At 64.1% G+C, this 21,005-nt stretch carries 20 protein-coding genes; 12 read left to right on the top strand and 8 right to left on the bottom strand.

The window, feature by feature from the left end; all coding sequences use genetic code 11:
* Window positions 1–66: 66 nt before the first annotated feature.
* From RB623_RS25710 to RB623_RS25700, 3 genes are all read right to left on the bottom strand, one after another.
* Window positions 67–1,410, bottom strand: coding sequence for a sigma-54 dependent transcriptional regulator (locus RB623_RS25710; protein ID WP_308059969.1), 1,344 nt, complete (start codon window positions 1,408–1,410; stop codon window positions 67–69).
* A gap of 329 nt (window positions 1,411–1,739) precedes the next feature.
* Complete coding sequence (locus tag RB623_RS25705; protein WP_308059968.1) at window positions 1,740–2,756, bottom strand: polyphosphate polymerase domain-containing protein; 1,017 nt, start codon at window positions 2,754–2,756, stop codon at window positions 1,740–1,742.
* Window positions 2,757–2,833: 77 nt separating this feature from the next.
* Window positions 2,834–3,418, bottom strand: coding sequence for a DUF4956 domain-containing protein (locus tag RB623_RS25700; protein WP_308059967.1), 585 nt, complete (start codon window positions 3,416–3,418; stop codon window positions 2,834–2,836).
* Window positions 3,419–3,557: 139 nt separating this feature from the next.
* Between RB623_RS25700 and RB623_RS25695 the strand changes: the two genes are divergently transcribed.
* Entirely contained in the window at window positions 3,558–3,944 is a 387-nt protein-coding gene (locus RB623_RS25695; RefSeq protein ID WP_308059966.1) for a hypothetical protein, read from the top strand.
* 40 nt (window positions 3,945–3,984) lie between these two features.
* Here RB623_RS25695 and RB623_RS25690 read toward each other — a convergent pair whose 3' ends face one another.
* The 4 genes from RB623_RS25690 to RB623_RS25675 all read right to left on the bottom strand — a co-directional run bounded on the left by RB623_RS25690 (window position 3,985) and on the right by RB623_RS25675 (window position 7,881).
* Window positions 3,985–5,031 carry an NAD(P)-dependent alcohol dehydrogenase gene (locus RB623_RS25690; RefSeq protein ID WP_308059965.1) on the bottom strand — a complete coding sequence of 349 codons (1,047 nt, stop codon included), beginning with the start codon at window positions 5,029–5,031 and terminating at the stop codon, window positions 3,985–3,987.
* Between the two features lie 93 nt (window positions 5,032–5,124).
* Complete coding sequence (locus RB623_RS25685) at window positions 5,125–5,766, bottom strand: ThuA domain-containing protein (protein ID WP_308059964.1); 642 nt, start codon at window positions 5,764–5,766, stop codon at window positions 5,125–5,127.
* Between the two features lie 309 nt (window positions 5,767–6,075).
* Entirely contained in the window at window positions 6,076–6,855 is a 780-nt protein-coding gene (locus RB623_RS25680; RefSeq protein WP_308059963.1) for an IclR family transcriptional regulator, read from the bottom strand.
* Window positions 6,856–6,966: 111 nt separating this feature from the next.
* Window positions 6,967–7,881: a hypothetical protein gene (locus tag RB623_RS25675; protein ID WP_308059962.1), complete on the bottom strand. Its 915-nt coding sequence runs from the start codon at window positions 7,879–7,881 to the stop codon at window positions 6,967–6,969.
* A 195-nt stretch (window positions 7,882–8,076) separates the two neighbouring features.
* On the opposite strand from RB623_RS25675, the gene RB623_RS25670 reads away from it, so the two are divergent.
* The 8 genes from RB623_RS25670 (at window position 8,077) to RB623_RS25635 (ending at window position 15,273) form a co-directional block, all read left to right on the top strand.
* On the top strand, window positions 8,077–9,075 hold the full coding sequence (locus tag RB623_RS25670) for a TRAP transporter substrate-binding protein (protein ID WP_308059961.1): 999 nt from the start codon (window positions 8,077–8,079) through the stop codon (window positions 9,073–9,075).
* Window positions 9,076–9,212: 137 nt separating this feature from the next.
* Window positions 9,213–9,776 carry a TRAP transporter small permease subunit gene (locus RB623_RS25665; protein WP_308059960.1) on the top strand — a complete coding sequence of 188 codons (564 nt, stop codon included), beginning with the start codon at window positions 9,213–9,215 and terminating at the stop codon, window positions 9,774–9,776.
* Entirely contained in the window at window positions 9,773–11,053 is a 1,281-nt protein-coding gene (locus tag RB623_RS25660) for a TRAP transporter large permease (RefSeq protein WP_308059959.1), read from the top strand. The genes RB623_RS25665 and RB623_RS25660 overlap by 4 nt, the downstream gene beginning before the upstream one ends.
* A 25-nt stretch (window positions 11,054–11,078) precedes the next feature.
* On the top strand, window positions 11,079–11,867 hold the full coding sequence (locus RB623_RS25655) for an aldolase/citrate lyase family protein (protein ID WP_308059958.1): 789 nt from the start codon (window positions 11,079–11,081) through the stop codon (window positions 11,865–11,867).
* 25 nt (window positions 11,868–11,892) lie between these two features.
* On the top strand, window positions 11,893–12,837 hold the full coding sequence (locus RB623_RS25650; RefSeq protein WP_308059957.1) for a DUF6282 family protein: 945 nt from the start codon (window positions 11,893–11,895) through the stop codon (window positions 12,835–12,837).
* Window positions 12,838–12,865: 28 nt separating this feature from the next.
* The gene (locus tag RB623_RS25645; RefSeq protein WP_308059956.1) at window positions 12,866–13,795 is read left to right on the top strand and encodes a 3-keto-5-aminohexanoate cleavage protein; all 930 of its coding nucleotides are present in this window, start codon (window positions 12,866–12,868) and stop codon (window positions 13,793–13,795) included.
* A 7-nt stretch (window positions 13,796–13,802) separates the two neighbouring features.
* Entirely contained in the window at window positions 13,803–14,522 is a 720-nt protein-coding gene (locus tag RB623_RS25640; RefSeq protein WP_308059955.1) for an NAD(P)H-dependent oxidoreductase, read from the top strand.
* 10 nt (window positions 14,523–14,532) lie between these two features.
* Window positions 14,533–15,273, top strand: a complete 741-nt coding sequence (locus RB623_RS25635; protein ID WP_308059954.1) for a glucose 1-dehydrogenase — start codon at window positions 14,533–14,535, stop codon at window positions 15,271–15,273.
* A 32-nt stretch (window positions 15,274–15,305) separates the two neighbouring features.
* Here RB623_RS25635 and RB623_RS25630 read toward each other — a convergent pair whose 3' ends face one another.
* A complete protein-coding gene (locus RB623_RS25630; RefSeq protein ID WP_308059953.1) occupies window positions 15,306–15,983 on the bottom strand; it encodes a GntR family transcriptional regulator in 678 nt (225 codons plus the stop codon).
* 189 nt (window positions 15,984–16,172) lie between these two features.
* On the opposite strand from RB623_RS25630, the gene RB623_RS25625 reads away from it, so the two are divergent.
* From RB623_RS25625 to RB623_RS25615, 3 genes are all read left to right on the top strand, one after another.
* On the top strand, window positions 16,173–17,303 hold the full coding sequence (locus tag RB623_RS25625) for a sugar ABC transporter substrate-binding protein (protein ID WP_308059952.1): 1,131 nt from the start codon (window positions 16,173–16,175) through the stop codon (window positions 17,301–17,303).
* 79 nt (window positions 17,304–17,382) lie between these two features.
* Window positions 17,383–18,924: a sugar ABC transporter ATP-binding protein gene (locus RB623_RS25620; RefSeq protein WP_308059951.1), complete on the top strand. Its 1,542-nt coding sequence runs from the start codon at window positions 17,383–17,385 to the stop codon at window positions 18,922–18,924.
* Window positions 18,921–20,996, top strand: coding sequence for an ABC transporter permease (locus RB623_RS25615; protein ID WP_308059950.1), 2,076 nt, complete (start codon window positions 18,921–18,923; stop codon window positions 20,994–20,996). Before RB623_RS25620 ends, RB623_RS25615 begins: the two co-directional genes overlap by 4 nt.
* Window positions 20,997–21,005: the final 9 nt, after the last annotated feature.

Below are 21,005 nucleotides of genomic sequence, written 5' to 3'. Positions count from 1 at the left end.
TCCGATACCGCTGCAGGACGCCGACACCTAGGTCCAGACTGCGGGGTGGTGGTCAGTGACAGCCCCCTACGATGTCTTGATGCCGTAGCTCTTGATTTTCAGGTACAATGTGCTGCGTGGAACGGCAAGGCGCAGCGCCGCCTGCGCCACCTTGCCCCCCTCTTCCGCCAGGACGCGTTCGATATGTCGCCGTTCGACCTCCTCAAGGGTGAGGCTGGTATCGTGGCTGGTCGAGTTTTCGCTCAATATGAGGTTGAAACGCAGATCGCGCGGCGTGATCCGGTCATGTTCGCACAGCAAGGCCGCACGTTCGAGGACGTTGCGCAGTTCGCGTATGTTCCCCGGCCACGCATAACCGCACAAGGTTCTTATCGCTTCGTCGGATAGTTCCAACTGGCGGCCCCGGCTGGGCGGAAGCTGGGCCAACAATGTGCCGGCGAGCAAGGGAATATCTTCCATGCGGTCGCGCAGGGAAGGAACCAGGAGCGGGATCGCACTGATCCGAAAATAGAGATCGCTGCGAAAGGCGCCTTTCCTGACTTCCTCGGCCAGATCCCTGTGGGTAGCCGCGATGAGCGCAACGTCGATCGCGCGCTCGCGCACCGCGCCCAGACGGCGAAACCGCTTTTCTTCGAGTGCCTTCAGCAATTTGGATTGCACACGTATGTCCATATCGCCGATCTCATCGAGGAACACGGTTCCGCCGTCGGCGACTTCCAGCAATCCGGACTTGGCGGCCACGGCGCCGGTGAAGGCGCCCTTTTCGTGCCCGAACAACTCGGCTTCGAGAAAATCATGGGACAATCCGGCGCAGTTGAGATCGACGAACGGCTCTTCGGCGCGCGGACCGTTGCGGTGCAGCCATTTTGCAAGCTGGCTCTTGCCGCTGCCCGTCTCCCCCAGAATGAGGACCGGGCTCGATGTACCGCTTATCTTGGCCGCCTGATCCGCAAGTCTCCCGATCGCCGCGCTCTGGCCGGCAAACGGATCGACACGTTCTCGGCTTTCGCGCGTGGCGACGGCGTGTTGCTGACGCTGAAGCCGTTGATTGGCGAACAAGCGTTTCAGGATCGTGTGCAGCGCGGGGAGTTCGATGGGCTTGGTCAGGAATTGCTCGGCGCCTTCCTTGACGGCTTCAACCGCCAGCTCGATCGTGCCATGGGCCGTCAAGACAATCAGGGGGACGCTGGGATCGATCTGCTTGAACGCGCGCAACAGGTCGAGCGCCGTGCCGTCGTGCAGCCGGTAGTCGATGACGGCGGCATCCGGCGTCGACGCCTGAAACAACTCCTTGGCTTTCTGGCAGCTATCAGCTTCGAATACGCGGTACCCCTGCGATTCAAGATAGGCGTGCACTCCAAAACGGATGCTGTCCTCATCATCGACGATCAGAATACGCTTGCTTGACAAGGCGTGCCTCCGCGGACTTCCGTTGTTCCTATAGGGCGAACTGCACCCGCATTAGCAACAGGTTCGGATCGTACGCTCTTCTCCGGCGCTCGCTACGCACATCGATATAATTCATCGTGATACGCAGATGTTCGATCCAGTCTTAGGGTGAGGCCGGCTGTGACATTGCGTTGAAGGATCGGCTGTCGGCGTCATAGGATCCATGGTCGAGGTCGATCTGTGCCGTGGGCTTGATTCTCGGGCTCCTCGACATGCGCGGCCACAGCAGGCCTATCAGGCCGAGGCACATAGCGAGCGATGCCGAGCCAAAGCGTCCGAGCGCTTTCATTTCAACAGGCCTCCAGTTGCCGATGTTCGGACATCGCGCCCACGACCGGTCGCGACGGCTTCGCCAACCATGCGCCGCCCGACGTCGGAACGACGCCGAGTCTGCGTAGCGCGACCAGGAACTTGTTGGTCTTGGAAACTTCGTTCAAGGCCGCCATCGCCACGCAATATTTTGAGCAGGTGTTGGTCGGATGCTGGTGCAACCGTCGCAGGATCTTGTCGGCGATGCCGTTGGCGTTGCCCGATTTGACTTCCACCAGGATCAAACGGCCGTCGATCATCTGCGAACCCGACTTGCCCGCGAACACAATTCCGGTGTCGATCGTCACACGCTCACCGCCGTGCTTGGCCACGAGCGTCACGCGTTGATAACGCATTTCAAGCGCCGGCCGAAGCTCCCGATCGAATTCGCGACGGTAAAGGTCACGATAGCTGGATTCGACGAACCGACGCGCCTTGTCGTCCATTATCCCGTACATCTCCACCGGGCGCTGAAGCCGCTCCTTGATCGTCATCCCGCGCATATGCTTGAGCTTGACTTCGACAAAGCACAGACCCGCATCGACATATTTGCGCATCCGGACCTTGCAGCGAATACGCCGCCCCTTGTGGTGATCGAAATAGGCGGAGCGCTCCGCGTCGTCGAAGTAACAGGTGTCGTAGGTAAAATCCCGCTTGCCATCGATCTCCAGAATATCGAACTGCTGAACCAACTCGCTGGTCGCCTGGTGGAGCACATCCGCGCGCACCACATATTTATTGTCACGCCGGTCCAGCATGTCGGCCTTTGCATCGAGTTGCTCGAGGCTGACCGGATGAAATGGTTCGATCAGCCAGCGAGGAACCGTGCTGTGCGGCGCCTGGAGGCTGAACAAGGGCTGCATATTCGGTTGGCCAGTGGCGATTTTGACCGCCGTCGCAGCCTCGCCGCCTGACTCTGCCGTCAGTAGTACGGGCGATTGATGGCCGGCGCGCATGATACTGTCGCCTATCGGGTAACTGCTTTCCTTGGTGAACATGGCATGGACTCCGGTACGGGATGTCGCGGACACACGGGCGCCCCGACGCGGCAGCACGCCACGTCGCGGCCGGAACGTCACTTGTTGCGGAAGAAGACGTTGATCAATGCCGTTTCGTTGACATAGTCGAACGCCTTGATTTCATAGTAGATCACCTCGACGCCGAGACGTTTGCCGAGGTCCGCGCGCATCGCCGGTTCGTCGGTAAGAGCGCGATGGTCGATCTCGTCGAGCACGATCTTGACGCCACTGATGGCATGCAGGAAGCGCGGATGATCGAGAATGAAGGCGCTGAGCAGCAGAAACACCACCACGGCGCCAACGAGCCAAAGCGTCGTACCGGTTACCGAGCAGACCAGCGCGATGGCGATGGATGCGAAGAAATAGCTTATTTCGACTTTGTCGAACTGCTCCGACCGCAGCCGAAACAGCGCAAGGATCGCAAAGAGACCAAAGCCGGCGGCAACGCCGAATTCGACCGAGGACAGGATGATAAGGACCGAAAACGTCGCGACGTTGAACATCACCGCCGTCGTCGCCAGTTCCTTGTCGTACCGACGGCGGTAATACATGCCAAAGACCAGCAAAAGCACGGCGACGATGTCGATGCTGAACCGCAGCATCAGTTCGAATGGCGGGATAGGCAGGAGGGGCAGCGCCAATTATGCTCTCCGCAAAGGCATGAGGGATCTTGCAAATGCCAACGCAAGACGCGCGCCAATAGCGGAAATTTTAGCGACAGTCGGAATAATTAAGGTATAACAACAACTTAACCCGCCATCGCGGTGGTGAACCAGCCGCTTGGCCGCGACGCCTCGTTATTGGGGAGAGCAGAATCCAGAATCTGGATTGATCATTTTCCAGATACTGTACTGGGCGCCCAAGGGGCCACATCAAACCCACCGGAATCTAGAGCATTTCCGGGCAAATCCGGGTCAGCTCTGTTTCTCCGATGGCGAGGCGATCCGCCAGGAGAGGCGCGAAGGTCGTGGTGGCGCCACGGCCGAGCGGCTCGACGCAGCGGGCGCCCGCCAGCGGGAAACCCTTCGGGCCGGGTGCATTTGGCCCAAATCCTTCGGGTTCCGGCTCGGCCGTATCACCGATACGACCTTCGCCGAAACCCTCGACCTTGGGCCAAATGCCCTCCGGCAGAGCGACCCGGATTTACCCGGAAATGCTCTAGAGTGACCGCCGGCGAGAGCGACCGCTGCAACCCGCCAGCGCAAAACTATTCGGCCAAGCTGATCTGCAGCTTCACGTCGGCCGGCCGCGCTTCGACGGCGCGGTCGAATGCCACGATCGACTCCTCGAAGGGGAAGGTGGCCGAAATCAGCGGCTTCAAATCCACCCGACCCGAAGCCATCAGCGCGATGGCGCGGTCGTACTGGTGGGCATAGCGGAACACCGTCTCGATGCGGATTTCCCTGGTCGAGGCAGTCGAGACGTCGAACGGGATCGGCGCCACCGGAAGCCCGACCGCCACCACGACACCGCCCGGCCGCGGCAGGTCGAGCAGGCTCTCCCAGGCTTTGGGCGAGCCGGAGCATTCGAACACGATGTCGGCGCCCCATCCGTCGGTCAGGCGCTTGACCTCTTCGGCGAGATTCTTCTCGCGGTTGTTGACGGGGATCACGCCCTGATAGCCGGCGGCGATGTCAAGTTTTGGCTGGGCGAGGTCGGCGACGATGGCGCGGGCGCAGCCGCCGGCAAGCGCTGCGATGGCGACCATGGTGCCGATCGGCCCGGCGCCCAGTACGACGGCGGTGTCGCCCGGCACGATCTTCGCCTTGGTGGCGGCCTGCATGCCGACGGCGAAAGGCTCGACCATCGCGCCCTCGGCAAAACTCACATTGTCGGGCAGCTTGAACGTGTAGTTGGCCGGATGCACGACATAGGGCGTCAGCACGCCGTGGATCGGCGGCGTTGCCCAGAACGTCACGGCGGGGTCGATATTGTAGAGGCCGAGCCGGCTCGCCCGCGAGTTCGGATCGGGAATGCCGGGCTCCATGCAGACGCGGTCGCCGACCTTCAGATGGGTGACGCCTTCGCCGACCTCGACGACGGTTCCGGCAGCCTCGTGGCCAAGTACCATCGGCGCGTTGACGACGAAGGGGCCGATGCGGCCATGTGTGTAGTAGTGCACGTCCGAGCCGCACACCCCGACCGTGTGAATCTTGATCTTGACCTCGCCGGGCCTGACATCCTGCGGCAGATCGATGTCGCGCATCGACAGTTCGTGCTGGCGTTCGAGGACGAGTGCGCGGACTTTTGCCATTATTCCGATCCTTCCCAAATCATGACGCGGCAAGCCCTCTGTTCTCCGTCTTCGAGCTGAAATGCAAGCTTTTCCTCAGCCTACGCGGGGGCCTCAACGCGCCGCCCAATTCATGCCCCGACGCAGGATGGCGCCCATTTCGGGAATTGCGAACTCCGAAGCCTGGTGACCGAGCGACGAATAGAACACCCTGCCCTTTCCATGGCGGCGCTTCCAGACGACCGGCATTTTTGCGCCGTCGATCCACCAGGCGTGGTCGCCCGAAAAAGTGGTCGTCGCCAGCACCTCGTTGGAGGGGTCGACATGCATGTAATACTGCTCCGACCGATACGGAAAGCTGGACAGACCCGCCATGATCGGATCGTCCGGCCTCGTCACGTTGACATGGTAGTCGATGATGTTTCCGGGGTGCGCCACCCATTGGCCGCCCACCATGAACTGGTACTCGACGCACTCGCGAAACGCGTCGCCCATCCCGCCATGATGCCCGGCCAGGCCGACGCCGCCCTCGACCGCCGCCACCAGATTGGCTGCTTCCTCCCTGGCAATCTTCGACATGGTGAAGATCGGGACGATGAGGCTGAGCTCATGCAGTGATGGATCGGCGAACGCCACGGTCGTGTTCGCCAGTTCGACCGAAAAACCGTCCTCGGTGAGCCAGCCCCTGAAAATGTCGGCGCACTTTTCGGGCTCGTGGCCATCCCATCCGCCCCAGACGATCAATGCCTTGCGCATGACAAACTCCAGTTGAGCAACCACCCAATGGCTGGGATCGCTATATTGTCAGCATACACAAGGATCACACCGCCAGAACAGATCCGGGGTCGATCAGCGTCCCTATGGCGCGCGGACCGCAATTTCTTACCGATCGCCGACAGGATGTGGGCGACCGCATGTTGTGGCTGGCCTCACCAGCACGCACTGGCGGGCTCGGGCACAATTTGCCGAGACGGCGCCAGAAACCTTCCGCTCACGCGCCGACGCCCGAGCCCGATTGCGAGACCTTTGCCAAAGTCCGGGCGTGGAGCGAGCGCTCGGAGTTGACTATTTCCTTGGCCGAAAACCCAGATTGGCGGACACCTTGTCCGCGGCCGCCAACAGGTTGCGGACCTGATCCGTCGTCGGGGTTTCGGCGATGAACTGCACCGAATCGGTCAATGCGATCGACCCGACATAACCGCCCAGCGCATCGAAGATCGGCGCCGCCAGCGAATTCAGCCCGACCATTGCCTCGTTGGCGGCCGTCGCCCAGCGCTGCCGGCGCACCGCCTCGACTTCAGTACGCAGGCGTTCCGGATCGGTGATCGTGTAGGGCGTGCGCATCTCCAGTTTTTCGGAGAGTATGCGCGGCAGAAGCAGCCGGTCGCCGAACGCCAGCGAGATTTTTCCCTGGGCGCTCGAATGGAAATGCAGGATCGATCCCGGCTTGACATGGATCTCGATGTTGGAACGGCTCGGCACGATCAAGAGGATGCGGTTGCCTTCCCGCTCGGGCTGGCTGATCGCCACCGCATGGCCGGTTTGGTCGCGCAACTCGCGTGCTATGTCGCGCGCCGCGGTCGCCACCTCGAAACTCTCGCTTACCGCCTGGCCGAGCGCCATCAGCCGCGCGCTGATGGAGTAGCGCTCGGTGTCACCGTTGCGGATCAGATAGCCCGCGGCAACCAGCGTCTGGAGGTGGCGGTGGATACGGCTCTTCGTCGTGCCGAAGGCGCGCGCCATTTCCGACACGCCCACGGACGTCTGGCAGCGGGCGACATATTCAAGAATTTCGAGCGCGAACTCGACGGCCTGGATCGAACCGCCTTTGGGTGCTTCGCTCATTGCCTGACCACCATAGGAAGGTGTTTTTCCCCGCGCCGGCATCTCGGTCGGCCCTGACGGCATACCGCCTTTCGCGGATTGCGCAAACGTGCCGCGCGGGAAGCCATGATCTTAGCCGGCTGAAGCCGGCATCGGATACTCGTCGGCATTCAGCACCCAGCCTTGTTTTGAGAAATCGACGCGCGGCGGGGAAAAGATGTCGACAAGCTGGTTGAGGCCCGCCTCCATGCCGCGCGAGGTATGGATCGCCGGCGGCGGGATGACCGTCAGCGACGGCGACCGCACCAAGGCGTGCTCGTCCTCCCGCCAGGCATTGAGGTTCGTCGTCCACGGCCAGCGCAGATGGTGGGTGAAGGCTCCGTCCAGCGCCAGCGAGCCCTGCTCGAAATCGTCGTGATGATGCGGCGAGAGTTTTGTGATGTCGCGCGGGCCATGCTGCGGGTCGAGATAGTTCACCATCATCGTGGTGCAGCGGAAGATGCGGCCGAATCGCCCGGGTGTCGGCGGAACGTCGAGGCTGTAGACGCGGGTGCGGAAACCGCCAACCGGATCCGGCCACGGTTCGAGCAGCGTCACGTTCGGATGGGACTCGGCGTAGGACACGGCATTCGAACAGAGTGCGTTGAGATCGTCCGAACGGGTGGAGAAGATGCGGGTGGCGCGGCCGCCTTTCGGCAACGTGATGCGGCTGTCGCCTGGCGGCAGGATCACCAGCGAGAATCCGTCGACCTCCAGCCGCTCGCCATTGGCCTCCACGATGGCCGGCGTCTCGCGGTCCGGGAGCAGCAGCACATATTCGTCCGGCTGGCTTTGCCGCGACAACGACCCTCCCGCATCGACCTGGCTATGGCCGACCAGAAAATTCTGCCCCCGCGTCAGCCAGGTCCGGGCGCCGTCCGCCACGACCTGCGGCTTCGCATCGTAAAACAGACCGTAATCGGCCGCCGCGAAATCGGTCGGCGCGGCGGTTGCCGGCGACGAGGCCGCGGCAGCCAGGCGCGAGCGAGGGTCGCTTGAATCGTACATCGTTCTCTCCCAAGATCGTTCTGTTATGCAGAACATATACTACACGATTAGAAATCCACTTATGGGACCTTTGTCAAGATCACACGGAAAATGCGGGTTCTCGCAAAAGATTTCATGCCCGCTTGACAGAGCCAATGGATCAATGGAACTATTCAGCGCAACAGTGTTCTGCATAACGAAACGGAGGAAACGTTCATGCTGACCCGCCGCCAACTCATCGTGTCGACAGGCGCGATGGCTGCCACACTTGCAATGCCCAACATTTCGCGCGCCGCGCCGATTCCGATGCGGCTCGCCCATGCCGCCAACGAAATCCACCCAGGCCATATCGCCGCCGTCGAGTTCAAGAAGGCGCTGGAAGCGCTTGCCCCCGGCGCGATCGACATCACCATCTTTCCGAACCGCCAGCTCGGCGAGGACAAGCAGAATCTCGAATCCGCAATGGCCGGGACGAACGAACTCTGCGGCTGCTCGGGCGTGCTGTTCCCGCTGGTGACCGGGCGACAGGCGCTCGACGCCTACCAGTTGCCCTTCCTCATTCGCGACTATGACCATTTCGCCAAGCTGGCGACGGGCGACATCGGCCAGAAGGTGCTGGACGACCTGGCGCCCGCCGGACTGGTCGGCTTGCAGACCACCGACATCGGCCAGCGGCACTTCCTGTCGGCAACGAAGGTGGTGAAGTCGGTGCCCGATTTCGCCGGATTGAAGACGCGCATCCTGCCGGTGCCGCTGCACAAGGCGATCTGGGAAGGCGTGGGCACCGCGCCGGTGGGCCTGCCCTATGGCGAGGTCTACGGCGCGCTCGAAACCAAGGTGATCGACGCGGTCGAGATCAACGTCTCGTCGATGCTGTCCGAGAACCTCTGGGAGGTCGGCAAGAATTTCACGCTGACCGGCCATTACCCCTGGCACAACGTCATCGCCATGAACAAGGCGGTGTTCGACGGCCTGCCGGCGGAGCTTCAGGCGGCCGTGCGCGAGGCCGGAAAACAGTCCGTCGCGCCGACGCTGGAATATACCAGGAACCAGGATTTCTCCGGCCGCGACGAACTCAAGGCCAAGGGCGTCACCTTCCACGAACTCGAGAACCTGGCGGAGATGCAGCAGAAGGTGGCGCCGATCGTCGAGACCTGGAGCGCCAAGGACCCGCTCATCGCGGAGTTCGTGACCGCCGCGCGCGGCCTGACCTGAGCGCGGATCGACGCCGGTCCGGTCGCAGGGCGCGGCCGGACCGCCACCAAACCCCAGCGAACATGGCCGTAGGCAGCGCGAGACCCGGCGTCTCCGCCATCCCTTGCGCCCATGATCGTCCCACGAGGGGAACACGGATGACTAGAACAGGTATCATAAGGCTTTTCAGCGTCTACGAGCGCGCCATTCAGGTGCTCGCCGGCGCGTCGATGGCCGTCATCGTCGCCGTCATGGTGGTGCAGGTGATCGCCCGCTATGTCTTCAATTCGTCGCTGATCTGGGCCGAGGAACTCTGCCGCTACATCCTGATCTGGCAGACATTCCTGTTCGTGGGCTATGCCTATTATCGTGGCGAACTGGTCGTGCTCGACCTCTTCAGCGCCCGTGTTTCGCCGCGCACCTACATGGCGATCCGCTTCGTCACGGCGATCCCGATCGCCATCTTCCTTTATCTGATCATTTCGGCCGGTCTCGGCCACGCCTTGCGCTTCTCGGCGCAGATGATCCCCGCCATCGACTTCATCTGGATGTCGCTAACCGGAAAAGAGCTGCACGTCCCGGTCTTCTGGATCTATGTCGCCGTGCCGCTCGGCTGCGCAATCCTGCTTGCCCACTTCCTCGGGCGCCTCGCCTACGACGCCTGGCGCGTGGCCCAGGGCCTTCCGATCCAGGCTCCCGCCAATGGGGAGACCATGACGTGATCGCGTTTCTCGGCATCTTTGCCGTCTTCCTCATCGTCGGTATCCCGATCTCCCTCGCGCTTGGCGCCGGCGGGCTGGTCTATCTCTGGCTGACCGGCAACGGCGCGCTGGTCATGGCCCTGCCGCAGCGCATGCTGCAGGGCGTCGACCAGTTCGTGCTGCTGACCATTCCGCTCTTCCTTCTGGCCGGAAACCTCATGAATTCCGGCGGTCTGAGCGGGCGCATGATCGGCTTTGCAAATGCGCTGGTCGGGCATTTCCGCGGCGGCCTGTCGCTGGTCACCGTGCTGGCCAGCACGCTCTTTGCCGGCATCTCCGGCAGCGCGGTGGCCCAGGCCTCGGCCATCGGCAGCTTCATGATTCCGGCGATGGCGCGGCAGGGCATCCCCGCCGCCTATGGCGCGGCGCTCGTCGCCATAAGTTCCGTCATCGATCCGCTCATCCCGCCCTCGATCACCATGATCGTGTTCGGTGTGCTATCGGGCGCCTCGATCGGACAGATGTTCATCGCCGGCGTCATACCCGGATTCATCCTCGGCTTCTCGCTAATTGGCTATGCCTGGTGGAAGGCGGCGCGCAACGACTATCCGCGCATGCCGAAAGTGCCGTGGAGCGAACGCGGCTCCTCGCTGGTCGCGGCGATACCCGCGCTGATGCTGCCGGTGATCATCGTCGGCGGCGTCAAGACCGGCATCTTCACCGTCACCGAATCCGCGGCCGTGGCGGTCGCCTATGCGCTTATGGTCGGCCTGCTGCATCGCGAACTGTCGTGGGACAAGATCTGGCAGGCGCTGATCTCGACCGCCATCGCCACGTCGGGCCTGCTGTTCATATTGGCCATGGCGAGCATTGTCGCCTTCGCGCTCACCATCGAGCAGGTGCCGACCAAATTCGCCGAACTGCTGCTCGGCGTCAGCGACAACAAGCTGGTCATCCTTTTGATGATCAACATCATGCTGCTGGTGCTGGGCAAATTCCTGGAACCGATCTCGGTGATGATCGTCACCATGCCGATCCTGCTCAAGGTGGCCGATGTTATCGACATGGACCTGGTGCAGTTCGGCGTGATGGTCACCCTCAACGTCGTCATCGGCATGGTCACACCGCCCGTCGGCGTCTGCCTGTTCGTCGTCTGCGCCATCTCCGGGCAGTCGCTCGGAGCGGTCAGCAAGGAGGTCGTGCCGATGTTCTTCATCTGCATCGCCCTGCTTGCCCTCATCGCGCTGGTGCCGGCGGTGACGCTCTGGCTCCCCAATTTCATGGTCCCGGCGCCCTGAGGCGCCAGAAAGGACGGACGACACGATGGCTGCCGCAACTGCCCCGACGGGTTTCCGCAAACGCTTCATCGCGGGCGAGACGCTCGTGGGCACCTTCATCAAGACGCCGGCGACACATCCGGTCGAGATCCTCGGCAAGGTCGGCTTCGAGTTCGTCGTCATCGACGAGGAGCACGCGCCCTGGGACCGCGTCGCCATCGACGGCGCGTTGCTGGCCGCGCGTGCGTCGGAGACTGCCGGCATCGTCCGCGTCGCCGAGCCGAGCGCGGCAAAAATCCTGGCGGTGCTGGACGACGGCGCCACCGGCGTGCTGGTGCCGCATGTGAGTTCGGCGGCGAAGGCGAGGGACATCGCCCAGGTCTGCCGTTTTCGCGGCGGCCGGCGCGGCTTTTCCAACACCACGCGCGCCGGCGAGTTCGGAGCGGTCGGCGTCTGGCCGCATGTCGACGCGCAGGACAGCGCGGTCACCTTCATCGCCATGATCGAGGACCCGGAAGCGCTGGACGCGATCGACGCCATCGTGGCGACGGACGGGCTCGACGGCGTGTTCATCGGCCGCGGCGACCTGACCGTGGCGCTCGGCGCGCCGGCCATGGACGCGCCGGAGATCATGGCGGTCTGCGAAAAAATCATCGCGGCCGCCAAACGGGCAGGAAAGCCGGTGGCGATGATGGTCGCCAATGCGGACGACGCGCGCCGCTTCCACCAGATGGGTGCGACGACCTTCATCGTCGCGTCGGACCAGGGTTTTTTGCGGCAGGCCGCGTCGAAAGCCTATGCCGACATTTCATCCGTGGGCGCCAAGAGCGCCTGAACGGGTTCAGTCAAGGAGAAGAACGATGGCCGACACCACCACCAACTATCCGCTCATCGTGCCGATGCCGCCGATGGAGCCCGGGCGCGCCGCCGAGGTGGCGGACCTGCTGGTCGGCGCGGTCGATCTGCACTGCCATTCCGGCCCGGCCGCCATGCCGCGCATCCTCGGCCACCACGAAGCCTTCAAGATGGCGCTCGACGCGCAGTTCAAGGCGCTGCTCTACAAGGATCACTACTACGTCGGCATGCCGCATTGCGCGGTGCTGAAGGACATCTATCCGGACGCTCCAATCGAACTCTATTCGGGCGTGGCGCTGAACAACGCCTCGGGCGGCATCAACCCCCATGCGGTGGATCACAGCATCAAGCTGGGCGGCAAGATCGTCTGGTTTCCGACTTTCGCGGCGCAGAACCACATCCAGGCCTATGCCGCAAAATCCTTCCCCAAGACGGCGAAGCCCATGCTGCCGCCGATCCCGCTTACCGTGCTCGACGCCAATGGCAGGCTGACCGACGAGACAAAACAGATCTGCGACCTGATCGCCGAGGCCGACATCATCCTGGCCGGAGGCCATCTGCACGTCTCGGAACTGTTCCTGCTGTTCGAAGAAGCGGGAAAGCGTGGCGTGAAGAAGATGCTGGTCAACCACCCGAGCTACATCATCGGCTGCTCGGACGAGGATATTCGCGGGCTGGTGGCGCTCGGCGCCTATATGGAGCACTCGATCTGCATGTTCATTCCCGGCCGCGCCAAGCAGCACGAGACCGAGGATCTTGTCCACATGATGGAGGTCGCGGGCGTCGACCGCACCGTCCTCGGCTCCGACCTCGGGCTGACCCAGGCGCCGAAGCCGGTCGACGGCTACCGCATGATCGTCTCCGACCTGCTGGACCATCAGGTTCCCAAGGCCGACATCAGGAAGATCATTTCGACCAACGCTGCCGGCCTGCTAAACCTCGCGGCGTGACAAGGCATATCCGGGAAGGAGAACGAGATTGGCCACTCGCAAAGTCATCATCACCTGCGCGGTGACGGGATCGATCCACACGCCATCGATGTCGCCGCACCTTCCGGTCACCGCTGAGGAGATCGCCGACGCGGCGATCGGCGCGGCGGAGGCCGGCGCGGCAATCGTCCACCTGCATGCGCGCAATCCCGAAACCGGCCTGCCCGACCAGTCGCCGGAGGCGTTCGCGCCGTTCCTCAAGGTGATCAAGCAGCGCTCGGACTGCGTCGTCAACATCACCACCGGCGGTGCGGCCACCATGACGATCGAGGAGCGCATGAAGCCGGTCGTCGCCTTCAAGCCGGAGGTCGCCTCGCTCAACATGGGCTCGATGAATTTCGGTCTCTATCCCATGCTCGGCCGCTTCAAGGAGTTCAAGCACGACTGGGAGCGGCCCTATCTGGAAGGCTCGCGCGAGCGCATCTTCAAGAACACATTCGCCGACATCGAGCACATCCTCACGACCTGCGCCGAGAACGGCACGCGCTTCGAGATCGAATGCTACGACATCGGCCATCTCTACACGCTGGCGCATTTCGTCGATCGCGGCATCGTCAAGCCGCCCTTCTTCGTCCAGAGCGTCTTCGGCATTCTGGGCGGCATCGGTCCCCATCCGGAGGACGTGATGCACATGAAGCGCACGGCGGACCGGCTGTTCGGCGACCAGTATTCGTGGTCGGTGCTGGGAGCGGGCTCCAACCAGATGCGCATCGCCGCGCAGGCGGCGGCCATGGGCGGCAATGTTAGGGTCGGGCTGGAAGATTCGCTATGGATCGGACCGGGCCAGTTCGCGAAAACCAACGCGGAGCAGGTCGCCAAGGTGCGGGGCATCGTCGAGGGCCTTGGCCTGTCGATCGCCACCCCGGCCGAGGCGCGGGAAATCCTGCAGCTCAAGGGAGCCGACAGGGTCGGGTTCTGAGGCTTGCATGAACGTCCTCATCGTCTACGCCCATCCCGAGCCAGCCTCCTTCAACGCCGCCATGTGCGAACGCGCGCGCGCGGTTTTGACCGAGGCTGGCCACAACGTGGTCGTCTCCGATCTCTACCGGGAAGGTTTTAACCCGGTCGCCGGCCGGCACGATTTTCTGAGCGTCGCCGATCCGGACGTTTTTCACTACCAGACAGAGCAGGCGCATGCGTCGCGGCACGCCAGCTTCGCCCCCGACGTGGCGCGCGAGCAGCAGCGTGTCGCCGATGCCGATCTCGTCGTCATGCAGTTCCCGCTCTGGTGGGGCGGCGCTCCGGCCATCGTCAAGGGATGGGGCGAGCGCGTCTTCGCCTACGGCTTCGGTTATGCCGACGGCCTGCGCTTCGACACCGGCGTGTTTCGCGGGCGCCGGGCGATGGTGTCGATGACATCGGGCGGCACGCTGGCCCGCTTCGGCGTCGGGGCGCCCTATGGGGAGCTCGAACGGCAGGTTCTCTGGCAGATCCAGCATCTTGGGCTCGAATATATGGGCTACGAACTGGAGCCGCCCTTCGTCGCCTACGGGGCGCCGCGCACCGACGACGCAGGCCGCGCGGCCTATCTCGACGAGCTGGAAAAACACGTGCTCGCGGCGGCATCGAAGCCGGTCGACCGCGGCCTGCGGATCGAAACCCCGCTCGACCTCGTGCCCGACGGCGCCTGGAAACAGCAACGCTAGGAGACGAAGCATGGCCGAAAGCAATGGCGCGCGGGTGGCGCTGGTAGCCGGCGGGTCGCGCGGCATCGGTGCGGCCGTAGCCCGACGTCTGGCGGCGGACGGCGCCGCCGTGGCCATCGGCTATCGCGCGGCATCGAGTGAAGCCGAGGCCTTGGCTCGGGAGATCGAAACCGCCGGCGGCCGCGCCATCGCCGTGCAGGGCGACATTGGCCGCGACGGCGACGCGGCCAAAATGGTCGAGCAGACGGTGGCGCGGTTCGGCCGCCTGGACGTGCTGGTGAACACGGCTGGCATCGGTCCCTACCGGCCGCTGGCATCGGTAGACGAGAACTTTGTCCGGCAGATGTTCGACACCAATGTGCTCGGCGCGATCATGCTCACCAAGGCAGTCGCAGCCGTGATGCGGGAGGGCGGCCGGATCGTCCATGTCTCGTCGCGGCTCGCCTACAGCCCGATCCCGACCAGCACGGTCTACGCCGCCTCCAAGGCCGCTGTCTCGGCGATGGTCCATGGTTTTGCGCGGGAACTCGGCCCGCAGGGCATCACCATCAACGCGGTCGCGCCCGGCGTGATCGAGACGGACATGACGACAAAGATCATCGCCGAACGCGGCGAGCAGATTCGCACGATGACACCGCTCGGCCGTATCGGCCAGCCGGACGACATCGCCGGCATCGTCGCCTTCCTCGCCTCGGACGACGCCCGCTGGATCACCGGCCGCACAATCCTCGCCGATGGCGGGCTGACATAGGGCCGACCCGCCCCATCTATAACCGGCAAGTTCTACAACAGTCCGTTCAGGACATGGTAGGCTGCGTCGATGTCGGCCCGCACGGCCCGGCTGATAGCCGACGTATTCCGTTTCCGAAGCGCCTCCAGCATCTCCTTGTGGTGCGTATTGGCGGTGGAATAATTGCCGGAACCGTGCAGCATGTTGAAGTAGGGGCTGATCTGCAGCCACAGATTCTCGATGATCTTGAGCAAATTGTCGGAGCCGGCCGCGCGATAGATGCCGAAGTGAAAGGCGTAGTTGGCGCGCAGATAGGCCTTGACGTTACCTTCGGCATTTGCCGCTTCCAGCCTGTCGAATTGTTTTGCGCAAACCTCGATATCGGCGTCGCTACGGCGTTCCGCCGCCCAGGCGGCGGCGATCGCCTCGATCTCGAAGCGCACATTGCGCAGGTCGGTGAGACGCGCCCGGCTGAGCTTCGGAATGCCGATCGAGCGACCTGAGACGACGGTGAGCGCGTTGGCGGCGGTGAGTCGGCGCAGCGCCTCGCGGACGGGCATCGGGCTGACGCCGAAAGCATCGGCAAGACTTTGAACCGTCACCATCTCGCCGGGCACCAGGCTGCCGTCGAGGATCAACTCGGTGATGTTGTCGAACACGCGGTCCTGAAGCGTGTCCCGCGACAGCGGGGCCACGTCGAACCCATGTCTCTTGAAGTCAGCGCCTGCCATGAATCCCTGCCGCCTGCTCCCGCTCCGGCATTGCAAGCCCGTGGGGGCACGTCAAGCCCGAGAAAATTGCGGTCACCAGCTTTCTATCATTGATCTTTGATCAAATCATGCTAGCTTTCGTGCCGTTGGATGGCAAGCCGGCTTGCAAGCAGGCTGCGGATTCATCCGGAACAAGGGTGGAGGACTTCTATGGGTATCGGATCACGCGTCCGGCAGCTCGGGCTGCTGGCCGGAATGGCTGCGAGCGCGCTTTGCCTCGCCTCGGCAGCAGACGCTCAGGAAAAGCACAAGATCTTCCTGAGCATGAGTTTCATCGGCAATGACTGGCAGGCCGAGGCGGCCAACATGGTGAAGGCCATGGCGGCGCATCCCAGCCTGGCCGACAAGGTGGACCTGCAGGTCCAGGTGGCGGGGCCAAACGCGCAGCGCCAGATCCAGCAGATCAATGCCATGGTGCAGGCCGGCGCCGAAGCGATCGTCATCTTCCCGATCTCGCCGACGGCACTGAACCAGGTCGTCAAGAACGCCTGCGACAAGGGCGTAAAAGTGTTCGCCTACGACGCCGAGATCACCGAGCCCTGCGCCTACAACGTCCATATCGACCAGGAAGAGGCAGGTCGGGTGACGGCTGAGTGGCTGGTGCAGAAGCTGGGTGGCAAGGGCGAGATCGTCGCCATCACCGGCGTGCCCGGCACGTCCGTGGACGACCTGCGCACCAAGGCGGCGAAGGAGGTGTTTGCAAAACACCCCGACATCAAGATCGTCGCCGAGGCGGTCGGCATGTGGAGCCAGGCGGTGGCGCGCACCGAGCTGTCGAAGATTCTCGGCACCCGCTCATGGGACGACATCGACGGCTTGTGGACGCAGGTTGGCTGCTTCACCGCCAATTCCATGCAGCTCGAGGCCGGCAAGAAGACCAGCGAACTGCTGCCCTGCGCCGGCGAAGGCTCCAATGGCGGTCGCATCCAGATGCTGCCGGAAAGCACCGAGGTCGAAGGCGCCGCCTCGCCCTATGCACCGCTCGGCGCGCCGCGCATCTCCTACGCTTCGCCGCCCTATTCCGGCGCGCTGGCCCTCAAGCTCGCCGTCGCGGCGCTGGAAGGCAAGGATGTACCGAAGAACACCATCCTGCCGCTGCCGGTCGTCACCAACGAAACGATCAAGCTCTGCGAGGAAGGCACCTGGGAAGAGATGAAGGCGGGCTGCAACGCCTTCAAGCCGGCGCTGGTCAGCAATCCCGGCTGGTTCGCCTCGATCTTCTCGGACCAGACCCCCGAGATCGGCCTCAACGCCGCGCTCGTCGGCCAACCCGAAGACTGAGCCCCCAAGGCAGTCATGACGAGGCGCGGCCGTTCGGCCGCGCCTCGTCGAACCCGATCGAATCGCGGCAGCCGATGCAATGACGAGTGACAAAAAGATTCCGGCGGTCGAGATCGACGGCATCCGCAAGGCGTTCGGCCCGACGGTCGCGCTCGACGGCGTGTCGTTTCCGATCGCCGAGGGCAGCGTTCATGCCCTGCTCGGCGAGAACGGCGCCGGCAAGTCGACGCTGGTCAAGCTGCTGTCGGGACTGATGCGGCCGAGCGACGGGCATGTCCGCATTTTCGGCAAGGATGCGTCGCTCACCTCGCCGCGCTCCGCCCATGCCCACGGCATCCAGACAGCCTTCCAGGAAATGACCCTGGTGCGCGACCTCTCGGTGCTCGACAACATGCTATTGCCCTATGCGCCGATGGGTATTACCGGCCTCGTCCGCCGGGCCGCCGCACGCAAATCCGTGCAGCGTCACATCGAGGACCTCGGCTTTTCCGTCGATCTCGACGCGGAAGTGAGCACGCTCGAACTGTCGGTCCGCCAAAAAATCGAGATCGCCCGCGCCGTCTACCGCAAGCCAAGAATCCTGCTGCTCGACGAGCCTACCTCAACGCTTGCGGGCCGCGACGTCGACTGGCTGGGCGACATCATCGCCCGGCTGAAGGCGGCGGGCACGACCATCGTCTTCATCACCCACCGCATGCGCGAGGTACGCGCCTTCTGCGACACGCTCACCATCTTGCGCAACGGCCGCCATATCGTGACGGCGCCGGCGAATGCCATTTCGGACGCCGAGGTGATCGAAAAGATCATCGGCCGCTCGATCGAACAGACCTTTCCGCCGAAACCGGACAGCACCCAGGCCTTCGGCCCGCCGGTGCTCGGCGTGCGCGACCTCAAGGTCGGCCGAAAGCTCGACGGCGCCTCCTTCGACCTGCGCAAAGGCGAGATTCTCGGCGTGGCCGGCCTGCAGGGCATGGGCCAGCAGGATTTGTTCCTCGCCTGCTTCGGCATGGCCGAGATCGAGCGCGGCAGCGTCATGGTCGACGGCCGAAAAGTCTGGCTCGCCTCGCCCGCCGAAGCGCTGCGACCGAACATGGCGATCGGTCTGGTACCGGAGGACCGCAAGTCGGAAGGCCTGTTCCTGAAGCTGTCGGGGCGCCAGAACGCCACGCTGCCGGTGGTGTCGCGCTTCACCCGCTTCGGCCTAATCGACGGACCGGCCGAGACGCAGGCGGTCGAAGCTGCCTTCTCCACCGTCGAGGTCGACCGCCGCGCCCTGTGGACGCGGGCGGGCGCCTTTTCCGGCGGCAACCAGCAGAAGATCGCCATCGCCAAATGGCTGGTCGCGCAGAGCCGCATCCTCCTCCTCTTCGATCCGACGCGTGGCATCGACGTCGGCACCAAGCACGAGCTTTACGTGATGATGCGCAACTACGTGGCGGCGGGCGGCTCGATCCTGCTGCATTCGACGGAAATCCCGGAGCTGGTGCACCTCTCCGACCGGGTGCTGGTCCTCTATGACGGGCGCATCGCGGCGGAGCTCGAGGGCGATGCCATCACCGAGCCGGCGATCATGCGCCCGGCGCTCGGCCACGATCCCGTCCGGGAAGCGGTGGCGGCATGACGGAGACCGCCCTGCCCTCCTCCGTCTCAGGCAGTCTCGGGCTGCGCCGCGCGCTGGCAAAAAACCGCGGCGCGCTGATCGCGGCGGCCGTCTTCGCGATCCTGCTGTTCATCGTCGACTGGGTCAGCGCCGGGCCGCTCACCTATTTCGACATCTCCTTCCTGTCGTCAGGCGGCGCCACCTCGGCGATCGCCGCGATCGGCCAGACCATCGTCATCCTGTCGGGCGGCTTCGACTTGTCCGCCGGCGCGGTCATCTCGCTGGTCAACGTGGTGCTCGCCTCCAGCATGGACCCGATGGCGCCTGCCAGCGTGGCCCTGTGGACGCTTGCCGGCATCGGCATCGGCGCTGCCGTCGGCGCCTTCAACGGCTTCTTCATCGCCGTGCTCCGCATGCAGCCCATCGTGGTGACGCTGTCGACCATGTTCATCCTGCAGGGCGTCACCCTGCTGGTCATGGACAAGCCCGGCGGCGGCGTGTCGCCCGATCTCGGCGCCTTCTATCTCGGCGACGCTATCCCCGGCTGGCTGCCGATGCCGCTGGTGGTCATCGGCGTCGTGCTGCTGTTGTGGCTGTGGCTGAAGGGCACACGCTTCGGCACCGCGCTCTATGCGATCGGCAGCGACGCGGATTCGGCTGCGGCCGTCGGCGTCAACGTCGTACTGACCAAATTCCTCGTCTACGTCATCGCCGGCGGCTGCTACGGGGTGGCCGGCGTCTTCATCAGCGCCCAGACCGGCAGCGGTGACCCGCTGGTCGGCAATCCGCTACTGCTCTCCATGTTCGCGGCGGTGGTGGTTGGCGGCACAAGGCTCGGCGGCGGCCAGGGCGGGCCCGTCGGCACTGTCTTCGGCGCCTACATCCTGATGATGGTCGTCAACATCCTGCTGGTGCTGAACGTCTCGGCCTATTATTCGACCATCGCCGAGGGCGCGATCCTGATCCTCGCCGTACTGGCCGGCTCGATCTCGCATGGCTCGGTGCTCGCCCAGCAGCTTCGCGCCGCAAAGGCCCGCTTCGCCGCCTGGCGCGCCGGCATGCTGCCGTCGCAGCTCGACCGCGCCGACCGGCGGCTGCGCATCGCCGCTCCGGCGCGCGAGACGAAGGCAGCGGCGGTGCGGCCGCCCTTCCACATCCGCCACGCCGAGACGCTGCGCTATGCGCTGCCGGCCTATCTGTGCCTGCTGGTGGTGGTCGTTGTCACCCAGTTCTGGCTGGGGCGCGCCATCTTCAATCCCGGCTACTGGAACTCACTGCTGGTCCTGTCCTCCTTCCTCGCCATCCTGGCGCTCGGCCAGGGCACGGTGATCCTCACCGGTGGGCTCGACCTCTCCGTGCCCTGGACCATCGGCATTTCCGGCATCATCCTCGCCGGCATGGTCAACGGTTCGGACGCAGCCCTCCTCTATGCGCTGCCCACCGTGCTGCTGATGGCGGTGGCGATCGGCTTCGCCAACGGGGTCGGCATCGCCTATCTCGGCATCTCGCCGATCGTCATGACGCTCGCCACCAACGGCATCCTTCAAGGTTTCGCCCTGCTCTACTCGCAGGGCACGCCGGCCGGCTTCTCCTCGCCGATGCTACGCTGGTTCATGACCGGCCGGATTCTTGGCATCACCCCGGTGGTGTTTTTCCTGGTCGCCTTCGCCGCCGCCGCCGTCATGTTGCTCGGCCGCACCGCCTTCGGCCGCCGCGTCTACGGCATCGGCAACGGCGTCCGCGCCGCGCAGCTTTCCGGCATCGCCGTCGAGAAGACGCTGATCCTCGTCTACGTACTATCCGCCGTCTGCGCCGCGCTGGTGGGCATCATGCTCACCGGCTTCTCCGGTCAGGCCAGCCTCGGCATGGGCGACGACTATCTGCTCCCGTCCATCGCGGTCGTGGTTGTCGGCGGCGCGCTGATCACCGGCGGGCGCGGCCACTATCTCGGCATGCTGGGCGGCGTGCTGCTGCTCACTGCGCTGCAGATGCTGCTCGCCGGCACGACGCTGCCTTATGCAACGCGGGCAATTCTCTACGGTCTGGTCGTTCTCGGTGCCGTCATGGCGCTGCGCGAACGGCGCCAGCATTGAAGGAAGGAA

The organism is Mesorhizobium sp. LHD-90, assembly GCF_030929505.1.
GTDB lineage: Bacteria > Pseudomonadota > Alphaproteobacteria > Rhizobiales > Rhizobiaceae > Kumtagia.
Note: the sequence above shows the minus strand (reverse complement) of the source record. Positions and strands in the feature narration are given on the sequence as shown.